This is a genomic window from Ensifer sp. ENS03, from assembly GCF_014852035.1.
Classification (GTDB): domain Bacteria; phylum Pseudomonadota; class Alphaproteobacteria; order Rhizobiales; family Rhizobiaceae; genus Ensifer; species Ensifer adhaerens.
This window is the reverse complement of sequence record NZ_JACVAV010000007.1, coordinates 227,920-241,390: the sequence shown is the minus strand read 5'-3', so window position 1 is coordinate 241,390 and position 13,471 is coordinate 227,920. Positions and strand designations below refer to the sequence as shown.

At 61.6% G+C, this 13,471-nt stretch carries 9 protein-coding genes; 5 read left to right on the top strand and 4 right to left on the bottom strand.

The window, feature by feature from the left end; genetic code table 11:
- Positions 1-328 precede the first annotated feature (328 nt).
- The 5 genes from IB263_RS23340 to IB263_RS23320 all read left to right on the top strand — a co-directional run bounded on the left by IB263_RS23340 (position 329) and on the right by IB263_RS23320 (position 8,843).
- Positions 329-1,588: a ferric reductase-like transmembrane domain-containing protein gene (locus tag IB263_RS23340; RefSeq protein WP_192439079.1), complete on the top strand. Its 1,260-nt coding sequence runs from the start codon at positions 329-331 to the stop codon at positions 1,586-1,588.
- A 47-nt stretch (positions 1,589-1,635) separates the two neighbouring features.
- Positions 1,636-4,863 (top strand): c-type cytochrome, encoded by a 3,228-nt coding sequence (locus IB263_RS23335; protein ID WP_192439078.1) that lies wholly within the window; start codon positions 1,636-1,638, stop codon positions 4,861-4,863.
- 10 nt (positions 4,864-4,873) lie between these two features.
- Complete coding sequence (locus tag IB263_RS23330) at positions 4,874-5,773, top strand: OmpA family protein (RefSeq protein ID WP_192439077.1); 900 nt, start codon at positions 4,874-4,876, stop codon at positions 5,771-5,773.
- A gap of 2 nt (positions 5,774-5,775) precedes the next feature.
- Entirely contained in the window at positions 5,776-7,323 is a 1,548-nt protein-coding gene (locus IB263_RS23325; protein ID WP_192439076.1) for a caspase family protein, read from the top strand.
- An 89-nt stretch (positions 7,324-7,412) separates the two neighbouring features.
- The gene (locus IB263_RS23320; protein WP_192439075.1) at positions 7,413-8,843 is read left to right on the top strand and encodes a caspase family protein; all 1,431 of its coding nucleotides are present in this window, start codon (positions 7,413-7,415) and stop codon (positions 8,841-8,843) included.
- A gap of 72 nt (positions 8,844-8,915) precedes the next feature.
- Here IB263_RS23320 and IB263_RS23315 read toward each other — a convergent pair whose 3' ends face one another.
- The 4 genes from IB263_RS23315 to IB263_RS23300 form a co-directional block, all read right to left on the bottom strand.
- Positions 8,916-9,692 carry an amino acid ABC transporter ATP-binding protein gene (locus IB263_RS23315; RefSeq protein ID WP_064816988.1) on the bottom strand — a complete coding sequence of 259 codons (777 nt, stop codon included), beginning with the start codon at positions 9,690-9,692 and terminating at the stop codon, positions 8,916-8,918.
- A 17-nt stretch (positions 9,693-9,709) separates the two neighbouring features.
- On the bottom strand, positions 9,710-10,867 hold the full coding sequence (locus IB263_RS23310) for an amino acid ABC transporter permease (protein ID WP_034796753.1): 1,158 nt from the start codon (positions 10,865-10,867) through the stop codon (positions 9,710-9,712).
- A gap of 4 nt (positions 10,868-10,871) precedes the next feature.
- On the bottom strand, positions 10,872-12,065 hold the full coding sequence (locus IB263_RS23305) for an amino acid ABC transporter permease (RefSeq protein ID WP_060585310.1): 1,194 nt from the start codon (positions 12,063-12,065) through the stop codon (positions 10,872-10,874).
- Between the two features lie 92 nt (positions 12,066-12,157).
- A complete protein-coding gene (locus tag IB263_RS23300) occupies positions 12,158-13,183 on the bottom strand; it encodes an amino acid ABC transporter substrate-binding protein (RefSeq protein ID WP_034796750.1) in 1,026 nt (341 codons plus the stop codon).
- Positions 13,184-13,471: the final 288 nt, after the last annotated feature.

Below are 13,471 nucleotides of genomic sequence, written 5' to 3'. Positions count from 1 at the left end.
CATACAACCAGGCAAGCGCGCCGGTTGCCTGGCTTTGTGCAGGTCAAAGGGGGTGGTTTGCCTATGTGATCAATAAAATAAGCGAATGCTTAAAAAATACGAATTTCAAAGGCATGAATAAACCAACCTCATAGGACGTTTCCAATAGGAATCGTGTTGACGAACCGAGAGGTGCTTGCCACTCTCCCAACAAAGGCCCCGCGTGAAAGAGGCGCGTGGGTCGTTGCGGCAAGAAGCTGGTTGCATGTTTCCTTGGTCGCTAGGGATCGAAGGCAACAGGCACAAGGCAAGGCAACAACCGTCAGCCATCGGCGTTGAGGGGCGCAAGATGCAAGTGGGCGCGTTTCTGGTCTGGTCCTTGATGGCATTTTCGGCGCTGCTGGCCGTACCCGCAGTCAGTCACACCAATGCATTGACGACATTTTCGCTGATGGCGTCGTCGGCGGCCTTTGTCGGCATGGCCGTCGCGCAGTTCATGGCCGCGCGCCCGCCGTTCGTCGAGGCTCTCTTCGGGGGGCTCGACCGTGTCTATCATTTTCATCGCAGGATAGGCATCTCGGTGCTGTGCCTCATCCTCGTGCACTATTTCCTGAAACCAGACTTCAAGGGCCTGGCGCTGACGAGCGGTCTGAACCAGCTTGCTGCATCCGCCGGCAAATATGCCTTCTACGGTTTCGTCGTGCTGCTCGTTCTCAGTATCGTCAAGATCATACCGCGGACGAAGATCGAGATCCCCTACCATCTGTGGCGCTACACGCACCGCTTCATCGGCCTGCTCTTCGTGATGGTCGCCTTCCACCAGATGTTCATCAAGCGCCCCTATGACGGTACCGCGCTTCTGGCGGTCTACCTCAACGCCTTCGCAGCACTTGGCATCCTGAGCTACACCTATACCCAGCTGCTGCCCTGGCTCAGAACCCGCGGCTACGAAGTCTTCGATGTCGCCCGGGAGGACGGGGCGACGGTGATTGCGGCGCGGCCGCTGCGGCGTGCCTTGCGCGCCAAGCCCGGGCAATTCGGTTTTCTGCGGGTGCTGAAGCCTGGGCTGCGCGAGCCGCATCCGTTTACGATCGCTGGTATCGAGCCCGACGGGGTCGTGCGCTTCGCGATCAAGCCGCTTGGCGACTACACCCAGGCCCTGCGCGACGGAATCGCTGTCGGCGACCGGTTGAAGCTCGAGGGTGGCTATGGCCGCTTCAACCACCGCCGTGGCGGCAAGAAGCAGATCTGGCTCGCCGGCGGCATCGGCGTTACACCGTTCCTGGCGATGGCGCGGCATCTCAATGGCGACGAGGGGCAGGACATCCACATGGTCTATTGCGTGCGCGACCGGCGCGAGGCGATCGGCCTGGAGACCTTCGAGGGGCAGGCCGGAAAGCTCGGCAACTTCACTTTTGTCCTGCACGATTCCTCCGTGGACGGGCGCCTGGATGCGGCCAAGCTCGCGAACGGTAGCGCGATCGATCCGGCGGAAGCCGATCTCTGGTTTTGCGGCCCGCCACCTCTCAGGGAGGCGATCGTCAAAGGTCTGAAAGATCTCGGCAAGCGGCCGAAGCGGGTTGAATTCGAGCGATTTCAGTTTCGATAGTACAGCGGATTTCAGTAGCGATTCTATTGTTTTAGGGAGTGGGTTTCATGCGCGGTCTGCAGAGAAAGCGAGAAGGCGCCTCGTCATTGTCCGGTCTTGGCCGCGGATATTGGGCCGTTTCATTCGCGGCGCTGGTCGCAGTCTCGCTCTGTCCCGCTGGTGCCTCGGCGCGCGATGCCTTCGCTGAGGATGCCTTCTCCACCTACAAGGCCAATGTCGACAACGGCAAATACATGTTCAACGCCGCAGGCTGCGGCGCCTGCCACGGCTCCGGCGACAACACCGAACTGCTCTCCGGCGGCATGGAGATGAAGACGGCGATCGGCACCTTCTATGCGCCGAACATTTCGCCGCACGCCAATGGCATCGGCGGATGGACCAATGCGCAGTTTCTGAATGCGGTTCTGGTCGGTCTCGATCGCGAGGGCAACAACCTCTATCCGGTTATGCCCTACACCTCCTATGGCGGCATGAAGCCGGAGGATGCGCTCGACATCAAAGCCTATATCGAGACGTTGCCCCAGGCGGATGCAGTGTCGAAAGAGGATGAGATTGCTTTTCCGTTCAGTCGCCAGACGACGATCACGCTCTGGAAGCGCAGCCACTTCACGGTGCCGGCCTATCAGCCGCGCGAGGAGACGCAAGCCGAGCGCGGCCGCTATCTGGTCGAGAATGTCGGCGGCTGCGGCGATTGCCACACACCGCGCACCACGACCTATGGGCTCGACCTGGAGCGCGCCTATGAGGGCGAAAAGGATTTGAGCGGCGCGGTCGCGCCCGACATCAGCAAGACGAAGATGGCCGGTCTTGCCTCGCCCGACGTTTTCACCAGGGGCCTGATCGAGGAAGGCAAGAAGCTCTCGGGCGCGCCGATCAGTGATCCGGTGATGCGGCGTATAGCCAAGGGACTGAGCGTTCTTTCTGACGACGATCGCCGCGCGATCTATGCCTTCCTTGCCGATCGTGAAGTGAAGGCCCCCGCGCCGGTGGCGCAGTCTGTCACGGCCGTCTGCAAGGAGAATACGGCGACCGAAGCGCTGGGCGGCGGCAATGCGGCGCTGGCGCAGCAGGCAGATGCCTTCATCGGCAGATACTGCCGCAACTGTCACGGGCCGGGCGAAAGTTCGCAGGGGAGCTACCCGGCGGGCGAACTCGCCTCGATTGCCGCCGACGCAAACTTCGTGACCCCCGGAGATGCCTCGAAGTCACGGCTCTACGCGACTGTCGTCAGCGGCCGCATGCCGCTTGGCAAGCGCCCCTCTGCCGAAGAGATCAAGGTGCTGGAGGACTGGATCAACGCACTGAACGAAAAGAGCCTGCCGCAGACGGTGGCCGCAAAACCGGCGCGCGCCCGCCCGATGTTGGGTTATGGCCAGTTCGTCGATGCGGCGCTGAAGGACATCGAGACGGTCAGCGCCCTCGACCGCCCCTACATGCGCTACTTTTCCTATCGCGACCAGTACAACGGCATGATGGGCTGCGAGGACGACCAGACCTTCATGAAGCGCATGGACGTGCTTGCCGGCGGCTTCAAGAAGCTGCTGAATTCGCTGTCCTACGGGCCAAAGCTGGTGCTTCCGACAGAGGTCGACGGCACCAATGGCTTGCTGGTGCGCGTCGATCTGCGCGAACTGCAATGGGACGCGGCGGACTATGACTTCCTGATCAAGCGCTATTTCTATGGGATTGATCCCGAGAGCGACGCGTCGCTTTCGGCCCTTTCGAAGGAAACGGCGACGCAACTGCCGATCATGCGGGTCGACTGGTTCATGAGCAACGGCGCGCGGCCGGAGATCTACAACCGGCTGATGAAGTTGCCGACCGAGATCGCCGAACTCGAAAAGCGCTTCAAGATCGATGTAGCCGGCAACATTCGCCGGCGGGATGTGCTGCGGGCCGGGTTCGCCGACGGCTCGTCCGGGGTTTCCGACCACAACCGCATGCTCGAACGGCACGACATGCCGTTCGGCGGCTACTACTGGAAGTCCTATGATTTCGGCGGCGACATCGGCAAGCAGGTGCTGAAGCGCTTCCCGCACGGGCCGCGGGAATTGGCGCCGCTCGATGCGGGCCTCGTGCCCTTCGAACACGACGGCGGCGAAATGATCTTCTCGTTGCCGAACGGCCTGCAGGGCTACTACCTCTCGACGTCAGCAGGAAAGCAGCTTGATGTCGGGCCGACCACCATCGTGTCCTTCCGCAAGCGCCCGATCGGCAAGGGCGTCGAGATCATCAACGCGCGGTCCTGTGTCGATTGCCACGCCGATGGCATCCTCTCGAAACGCGATCAGCTGCGCGAGCAGATCGAGACGTCGACGCTGTTCAGCAAGGATCAACAGGACGTGCTGCTTGCCATGTATGTGAAGCAGGAGGAACTGGACGAAACCTATCGCAAGGACCGCGAGCGCTTCGTCAACGCGTTGAAGATGCTCGGCGTCACCGAGCCGACGCCCGATGGGGGCCTCCAGAGCAAGCATGCGCCGGGCGAGGCGGAGCTGATCACCTACTTTGCCGACAAGTACGAAGACGAGCTCGACTTCGATGCCTTGGCGGCCGAGTTTGACATGACGCCCAAGCAATTCTCAGAAGCGATCAAGCGGGTGACGAACACCGATGTCCTGCGCCTCGGGCTCGACTGGGTGACGACGCTGGAAGCGGGCGGAACCATTCCGCGCAACGAGGTCGAGCAGCAATATGCATTGCTGATGGCGCCGCTCACCCAGCGCCGTCCGCTCGACACGACGGCGATCGTCATTGCCGGTTCCGAGCCGATGGTGGACGACAGGCCGCAGTCGATCGCAGCCGCCGTGCCGGACTATCGCAAGGAGGATGCGGGGACTGGCCACAAGCTCGAGCTGGCCCTGAACGTGAAGTCGACGACGGCGAAGGTTGGCGACGAGCTTTCCTTCGAACTCAGCGCCAACCAGGCCTGCGAGCTGCAAATCCTCTATGTCGAGGAGAACGGCAACGTCGAGGTCATCCCGGACGTGATGATCGGCAACACCACGCTTAAGCCGGGCGAGCGGCGCCTGATCCCGCAGCCGGGCACGGGCACGCTCACCTTCGACACACCTGCGCCCGCCGAAACGATGCTGGCGTTCTGCCGTGCCGGCGGGCTCGGTGACCAGAAGCTGACGGTGGAGAAGGCACGCCAATATGTCGCGACGTCGCGGTTGCCGCCGACACGGGGACTCGCGATCAACCTGGCCAAGCGGGCGCAGGGTGACGCGGGTGCCAGCAGTGTTCAGATGGTGACGTTCGAGATCAAGGATTGATGGTCGAGTCATGGTTCAGCTACGAGCATTTCTCCTCGCTTCGGCGGTTCTGGCGGTCTTCACCGCGCCGGTCATGGCCTGCGACGGTCTTCGCCTGGCCTCCGAGGCGCTGAACCGCGCCGACGAGGCCGGCACTAAGGTGGCGGCCGACCCCGTAAACATGAAGGGTTGCTCGGCGACCGAGATCGCGCTCACCCGGCGCATCGCGGCGCTCGCAACCTTCAACCGGGTTGCAGCGGCAGTGGGGCAAGGCGCGAAGCTTGAAACCTTCGAAGCGGAACTGACGGCCGCAAGCCGCGACGCCGGCGGCCCCTGGCAGATCCTCGATGCGCTCGGCGACATCAAGCGGGAGCGCAAGGATTACGACGCCGCGGCGACCTCCTATCAGCAGGCGCTGGAAGATGCGGCAAACGAGGAACTGACGCCCGATTGGATGGCGCCGGACAAGGCCTATATCGAACGGCTGGACCGCCTGGCTTCGGAAATGCGGCTTGCTGCAACCAAGCCGGTCAAGCTCGCCGCGCGCGGTGCCTGCAAGTTCTCCTATCGCGGTGTTTCGATCCGGAAGAAGGCGACGCCGGTGCGCTACGTCTTCGGCACGGCCGAGTTTACGCCCGAAGGTCTCGAGTCGGCCAGGGACCTGTTCGAGTGCCTGAAGTCGGCAAAGCCGGCCGCGATCACCCTGATCGGTCACACCGATCCGGTAGGTAGCCCCGAGGCGAACATGGCGCTCTCGCTCGCCCGTGCAAAAGCGTTGGCTCAATACCTCGTCGACGCCGGTTATCCCGGCACCTGGACAGTCGTCGGCAGGGGCGAGGACGAACCGTTCAAACCCGATGATCCGACCGCCTATAGCGAGGAGATGTTGTACCAGCTCGACCGGCGCGTGGATGTGGATGTGGGGAAATGACAGTGCTGTGCAGAACCCTGCTTGCGATGAGCTTGCTCGCATTGCCGGTGGCCCCGGCGATGGCCTCGACCTCGGCGCTGGTCGTCGGGGTGGACAAGTATCCGCACGAAGTAAGCCTCGATGGTGCCGTCCGCGATGCGCAAGACGTCACGCAGGCGCTGAAGGCGGCGGATGTCGCCCCGATCCGCCAGTTCATCAACGAAAAGGCGACCAAGGATGCAATCCGAGCGGCCTGGGTCGAGCTCGTGGCGGCCGCTGAGCGCGGCGATACGATCGTCTTCACCTATGCCGGGCACGGTGCGCAGATGCCGGAGTTGGTCGCCGGCAGCGAAGAGGACGGGCTCGACGAATTCCTGGAGTTGCCGGGCTTCGACCGGGCGCGTGCTGAGGAGACGGCGAGCGAAATCATCGTCGACAACGAGCTCAGCGCCTGGTTCGCGGAGGCGGAAGCCAAGGGCATTCATGTCCTGTTCGTCTCGGACAGCTGTTATTCAGGCGGCATGAACCGCTCGATCTCCGGCAAGACGCGGCTGGCGCCGATGGTGCGCGCCAAGCTGCCGCCGCCATCCAAGGAGGCGCTGTCCGGCGCCAAGGTGAGGGACGTGGAGCTGTCGCAGGTGACGATCCTCGCCGCATCGCTCGAAAGCCAGCCGACCCCGGAAGTGGTTATCGGCGGCGAGCCCCGCGGCGCCCTGAGCTGGAGTTTTGCCCGTGCATTGGAAGGCGCCGCCGATCGCGATGGTGACGGGCGGATTTCGCGGGTCGAACTCGAAGACTACGTGTTTTCCAACGTCAAGCTGCAGTCGGAAGCCCTGCAGGTGCCGAACTTCACGCCGCAACTGGCGCGCTCCGACAAGGAAATCGTGCTGTCCCTGCCGCGTAGCGCCAAGGTCGGCGTGGCGCCAACAGTGAGCGGCACGAAGCATGCACTGAAGTCGCCGCGCGAAACCGGATGGACGGGCAATTTGCCATTGAGCGTCGTCGGTGACATGCCTGATCTTGCCAATATCGGTGGCGACGGCGTGCCCTACCGGTGGGAGGCGACATCCGGTGTCTTCTATACGCCGAACGGGGACGTCGCCGCGGAACATGTCGCGCCCAAAAGGCTCCAGGGCGTGGTCGACAAATTCATCCTGGTGGATTTTCTGAAAGCACTTGCGGCGCAGAGCCCGGGAGCCGTTTCGCTGAAGCCCGTCAAGGACATCTACTTTGCCGGCGACCGCCTGAACGTCGAGGCGCCGCAGGGCGGCTATGCCAACATGCTGGTCTTCAACCTCGCCAACACAGGCGAAGCACAACTGCTCGACGTGCAGATTGCCGGCAGCGAAAGCCATGCCTTCAAGCTGCGTGACCTGGAGGTGGTCAAGCCCTTCGGTGCGGACCATCTGGTCGTCATCGCGACCAATGCGCCTGTCGACGCGATCGCGGCCGCCTTTGCCAATTCGGACCTCGACGCAGCGGCCTTGCTGCGCTTGCTCGAAACGCGCCTGGAAGGGAGTGAGAGTACGATCGCGGTTCAACCGCTTTACACGAGAGGTCAGGGCCAATGAGCATGGGCGCCAGATCGCGAGTGCCGTTCCTTCACGCCCTTGCGTGTTTCATGCTGCTGGCTGCTCCTGCGGTCGCCGGAGATCGGGCTTTGCTGATCGGGGTCGGCAACTATCAGAATCTGCCGACCGAGTTTTCCCTGCCCGGACCGGCGAACGATCTGGTCGCGATGCAAAGGCTGCTCACGGAACGGCTCGGCTTCGACAGTGCCTCGATCCGCGTGCTGAAGGACGGGCAGGCGACCAGAGCTGAAATCCTGTCATCCATGAACGGCTGGCTTGTCGATGCGACGAAGCCCGGCGATCGCGTCTATCTCTATTTTTCAGGCCACGGCCTGCAGGTGAAGGATGCGGATGGCGACGAAGCGGATGGGCTGGATGAAGCGATTGCGCCTGCCGACATTGCCGCCGGTGAAACGGACTGGCAAGGCGCTGTCCTCGACGACGAGATCGATGCGGTGCTGGAGCGCCTGAAGGGGCGCGCTGTGACGGTCGTGATCGACGCCTGTCACTCCGGCACGATCTCCCGGTCGCTGTCCGAGGACATCAAAAAGCCTATCGACGGCGCCCGCTTTCTCCCGCGTCCCGATGCCAAGCCGGTCGAGCAAGCGCTGACCCGCGGCCTTAGGATTGATCTTGCCCTCGTCGACAAGCCGAAGCTCGTCGATGCCGGGGTGACCGCCTGGAGTGCGGCGGCGCCCTATCAGGTCGCCTGGGACGATGTCCGGCTACCGACAGCGGATCGGCACGGGGTTTTCACCGCAGCCTTCGTCGCCGGCCAGACCGGCGACGCTGCCGATGGCAATGGCAACGGATTGACGAGCAACGCCGAGCTTCTTGGATATGTAAAGGCGCAATCTGCCTCCTACTGCGCCTTGCAGGAGCAATGCGGCAATCTCGACCCGCAGTTGGAAGGCAGACCCGAGGCGCTCGGCGACAGCGCGATGGTGCCGGAAAAGCGCGATGCGGATGGCAGCGGGCAGGGTGCGTATACCATTACTCCGAATGCAGCGGTGCCGAGCTATCAGGCGGCCAACCCCATCGATGCCGTCGGTGATATCATCGGCAAGAGCGAAGCCGGCGATGTCATGCTCTCTATCGACAAGCCGACCACCATGAAGGCCGGCGAAGTCTTCAAACTGACGGTCAACAGCCACACGGCCGGCAATCTCCTGATTTTCGACGTCAACAGCCAGGGCAAGGCAACACAGATTTTCCCGAACGAGTTCGCGCAAAAGATCACGACGTTGGCGCCGGACGTGCCGCTGACCTTGCCGGATGAATATTACGGTTTCGATTTCGAGGCCTCGGGCGAGGGCGACGGCATTTTCGTGGCGCTTGTCGTCAGCGATGCTGTCGACTTGAGCGATCTTGCGCCGATATCGCGGGGCCTCAAGGTGGAGGTCGATGCGCGCGAGACCTTGAGCGAGATCATCGCGCGGCTGCAGAAGAACTGGACCGAAGATCTCGACACGCGCGGAATCCATTGGTCAGTCGGCACCCTGCGCTATCGCGTCGAGTAGGATCGATAACGGACAGAACGAAAAAACCCGCCTCGATGAGGCGGGCTTCTTTTTGTGTCGTCTCGTCCGGTCCTAGTGCAGGATCTGGCTGAGGAACAGCTTGGTGCGCTCGTGCTGCGGATTGTCGAAGAACTCAGCCGGCGAGTTCTGCTCGACGATCTGGCCCTGGTCCATGAAGATCACGCGGTTGGCGACCTGGCGGGCGAAGCCCATTTCGTGGGTCACGCACAGCATGGTCATGCCTTCTTCGGCGAGCGACACCATGGTGTCGAGCACTTCCTTGACCATTTCCGGGTCGAGCGCCGAGGTCGGCTCATCGAACAGCAGGATCTTCGGCTTCATGCACAGCGAGCGGGCGATCGCCACGCGCTGCTGCTGACCGCCCGAAAGCTGGCCCGGATACTTGTTGGCCTGCTCGGGGATCTTGACGCGCTTCAGGAAGTGCATCGCGATTTCTTCTGCCTGCTTCTTCGGCATCTTGCGCACCCAGATCGGTGCAAGCGTGCAGTTTTCGAGGATCGTCAGGTGCGGGAAGAGGTTGAAGTGCTGAAACACCATGCCGACTTCGCGGCGCACTTCGTCGATCTTCTTCAGGTCGTTGGTGAGCTCGATGCCGTCGACGACGATCTTGCCCTTCTGGTGCTCTTCGAGGCGATTGATGCAGCGGATCATCGTCGACTTGCCGGAGCCCGACGGGCCGGCAATGACGATGCGCTCGCCCTTCATAACCTTCAGGTTGATGTCACGAAGGACGTGGAAGTCCCCGTACCACTTGTTCATTCCAGTGATTTCGACTGCGACATCCGTTGCGGAAACAGTCATTTTGGAAGCAGTGGCTGCGTTTGCCATGCGATCCTCCCCTCATTTTATCGTTTATGGGCCGTGTCGAGCACGCGTTCCATGAAACCTGAATAGCGCGACATACCAAAGCAGAAAAGCCAGAATATGAAGCCAGCGAAAATTAGCCCTGAGATCGGCGTCACCGAAGAGGCCCAGTTGGCGTCGGTAAAGTTGAAGCGGACGATGCCGAGCAGGTCGAACATGCCGATGATCGACACCAGTGACGTGTCCTTGAAGAGGCCGATGAAGGTGTTGACGATGCCCGGAATCACGAGCTTCAGCGCCTGTGGCAGCACGATGAGGTTCATCTTCTGCCAGAAGCTGAGACCGAGGGAATCTGCGCCCTCATACTGCCCCTTCGGGATAGCCTGGAGGCCGCCGCGCACCACTTCGGCCATGTAGGCCGAGGCAAAGAACGACACGCCGATCAGTGCACGCAAGAACTTGTCGAAGGTGACGCCCTGCGGCAGGAACAGTGGCAGCATGACGCTCGCCATGAAGAGCACGGTAATCAGAGGGATGCCGCGCACCAGTTCGATGAAGGCGGTGCAAAGCATCTTGATCACAGGCATATGCGATCGCCGCCCCAGAGCCAGAAGAATGCCGAGTGGCAACGACACGGCAATGCCGACGAACGAAAGGATGAGCGTCACCATCAGACCGCCCCAGAGCGGCGTCTCGACGTAGGTCAGTCCGAACCAGCCGCCGGGAAGCAGGATCAAGGAAATGATCGGCAGCACGGCGAAGAGCAGGATGGCGTTGATGCCCTTGAAGGGAGCCTTCGGGATCAACATCGGAATGAGGAAAAGCACGAAGAGGATGCCGACCAGCGTCGGTCTCCAACGCTCATCGAGCGGGTAGCGGCCGTAGGCGAATTGGTCGAGTTTTGCGTTGACGAAGGCCCAGCACGCACCGCTCCAGCCATCCGGCTGCGAGCCTCCTTGAGCAACCGTGGCGCAAACGCCACGGCCGCCGCCGGTCCAGGCGGCGTCGATGAAGAGCCACTGGATGGCCGGAGGCACGAGCCACGCAAGCGCAAGCAGGCTGACGATGGTGAGCACCGCATCCTTTGGCGTCGCGAACAGGTTTTCGCGCAGCCAATGGACGATGCCACCTTCGGCGACCGGCGGGGCGGACCCTTCGATCATCGAGGTACGGACAAAAGTTGCCTGGTGTGTGTTCATGATCTTATCTCTCCACCAGGGCCATGCGGGCATTGAACCAGTTCATGAACAGCGACGTCGCAAGGCTCAGCGACAGGTAGACGACGATCCAGATCGTGACGATCTCTATCGATTGTCCTGTCTGGTTGAGGATGGTGCCACCGACGGCGACAAGATCCGCGTAACCGATCGCAACGGCGAGCGACGAGTTCTTGGTAAGGTTCAGATACTGGCTGGTGAGCGGCGGAATGATGATCCGGAGCGCTTGCGGAACCACCACCAGTCGTGTCGTCAGGCCGGGGCGGACACCGAGCGCGTGCGCGGCTTCCGTCTGCCCCTTGGATACGCCGCGGATGCCGGCACGCACGATCTCGGCTATGAAGGCGGCCGTGTAGAACGAGAGCGCCAGGAACAGCGACAGGAATTCCGGTCCGATGACCGAGCCGCCGGTGAGGTTGAATTTGCCGGCGACGGGGACGTCGAAGGTGATCGGCGATCCCGTGGCAAGGAAGACCAACAACGGCAGACCGATGATCAGCCCGAGAGACGCCCAAAGAACCGGGAAACGCTGTCCGGTGGCCTCCTGCTTCTTGCGCGCATAGCGTGCCAGGAGGAAGCTGGCGACGATCGCGAGGACAAAGGCTAGAACCGTGTACAGCGAACCGTCGCCAAAGATCGGCTTGGGAAAGGCAAGGCCGCGGTTGTTGAGGAACATGTTGAGCGGCAGTGCTGCCGATTCACGCGGCTGCGGCAGGATCGCCAGGACGCCGCTGTACCAGAAGAAGATGACCAGCAGCGGCGGGATGTTGCGGAAGATCTCGACATAGGCGAGCGACAGCTTGGCGATCAACCAGTTGTGCGACAGGCGGCCGATCCCGACTGCAAAGCCGATGATGGTGGCGGTAAAAATACCGCAGACGGCGACCAGCAATGTGTTGAGCAGGCCGACGACAAGTGCGCGCTGATAGGTGGAATCGCTGGTATAGGCGATCAGCGACTGCCCGACGTCAAAACCGGCGCGTCCATTGAGGAAGCCGTAACCGGAAGCGATGTTCGCCCGTTTGAGATTCTCGATCGTGTTGTCGGCCACCCAATAGACGAAGGCCCCGAGTAGGACGACGGTAATAACCTGATAAAAGATGCCGCGGACCTGCGGGTCGTTGATGATCGACCCCGAAGGTTTCGATTTCTCAGGCGTAGTTGTGACGCCAATCGCCATGCAATGCCTCTTTCCCCTTTTCACCCTTTTGGGTGTTTTTATCGTTGGGATGGGGAAGCGGTTGTCCGCTTCCCCGGTATTTTCGGTTCGCTTTAGCGGACCGGCGGAGCGTACTGGATGCCGCCCTTGTTCCACAGCGCGTTGAGGCCGCGCTCGATCTTGAGCGGGCTGCCGGCGCCGATGTTGCGGTCGAAGACTTCGCCGTAGTTTCCGACGGCCTTGATCACGTTCACGGCCCATTCGTTGGTGAGGCCGAGGTCGGTGCCGATCTTCGAGTCAGCTTCGACGCCGAGGAAGCGCTGTACGTCCGGGTTGGTGGACTTCTTCATTTCTTCGACGTTGGCCTGGGTGACGCCGAACTCTTCAGCCTGGATCAGCGCATAATGAACCCAGCTGACGATATCGAACCACTGGTCGTCACCCTGGCGCACGGCCGGGCCGAGCGGCTCCTTCGAGATGATTTCCGGCAGGATCATGTGATCGTCTGGCTTCGACAGCGTCAGACGCAGCGAATAAAGGCCGGACTGGTCGGTCGTGTAGACGTCGCAACGGCCGGCGTCATAGGCGGCGTTGACTTCTTCAAGCTTTTCGAAAACGACCGGATTGTACTGCAGGTTGTTCGACTTGAAGTAGTCGGCGAGGTTGAGCTCGGTGGTGGTGCCCGTCTGCACGCAGACAGCGGCGCCCGAAAGCTCCAGCGCGGATTTGACGTTCAGGCCCTTGCGAACCATGAAGCCTTGGCCGTCATAGTAGTTGACCGGGCGGAAGTTGAAGCCGAGCGCGGTGTCGCGGTTGATCGTCCAGGTGGTGTTACGGGCAAGCACGTCGACTTCGCCCGACTGCAGCGCCGGGAAGCGTTCCTTGGCGGAGGTCGGGGTGTACTTCACCTTGCTGCCATCCGCGAAGATCGCGGCGGCGATTGCCTTGCAGTAGTCTACGTCGAATCCGCTCCAGTTGCCCGAAGCATCCGGCGCTGCGAAGCCGGCGAGACCGGTGTTCACGCCGCACTGGACAAAGCCCTTGGCTTTGACGTCATCAAGAGTAGCGCCCGAAGCCGCCTGTGTGCCAATCCCCATGACAGCAGCGCCAACGAGAGCTGTCAGAATTCTTTTTGCCATTTTTAGAACCTTTTTCTGTTGTCGTTAGTTCCAGTCTGCACCGTCGCGTCTCCTAGCGCGGTGAGCCTCCGCCACCCTCCTGGCGCGAGTGTCGGCTATCTCATGCTCAATTTCCATGAGGGTCAAGAGAGGCCGCCGATTTTCTGGTTTTGCATGTGAAAAACTCGAAACAAGCCAGAAAGTTAGGCAGATCTTGGGGGTGTGAAGCACGCTCTGGCGGAAAATTCGCCAGAAGTGGCCTCGCGACGGTCAAAACGACGCTTCATGATTTTTGCCACTTGACCGCGA

What these genes read in the sequence shown, in the direction of transcription:
- IB263_RS23305 (WP_060585310.1), bottom strand. Translation starts at nt 12,065, where the DNA reads ATGGCGATTGGCGTCACAACTACGCCTGAGAAATCGAAACCTTCGGGG.
- IB263_RS23330 (WP_192439077.1), top strand. Translation starts at nt 4,874, where the DNA reads ATGGTTCAGCTACGAGCATTTCTCCTCGCTTCGGCGGTTCTGGCGGTC.
- IB263_RS23340 (WP_192439079.1), top strand. Translation starts at nt 329, where the DNA reads ATGCAAGTGGGCGCGTTTCTGGTCTGGTCCTTGATGGCATTTTCGGCG.
- IB263_RS23300 (WP_034796750.1), bottom strand. Translation starts at nt 13,183, where the DNA reads ATGGCAAAAAGAATTCTGACAGCTCTCGTTGGCGCTGCTGTCATGGGG.
- IB263_RS23315 (WP_064816988.1), bottom strand. Translation starts at nt 9,692, where the DNA reads ATGGCAAACGCAGCCACTGCTTCCAAAATGACTGTTTCCGCAACGGAT.
- IB263_RS23310 (WP_034796753.1), bottom strand. Translation starts at nt 10,867, where the DNA reads ATGAACACACACCAGGCAACTTTTGTCCGTACCTCGATGATCGAAGGG.
- IB263_RS23335 (WP_192439078.1), top strand. Translation starts at nt 1,636, where the DNA reads ATGCGCGGTCTGCAGAGAAAGCGAGAAGGCGCCTCGTCATTGTCCGGT.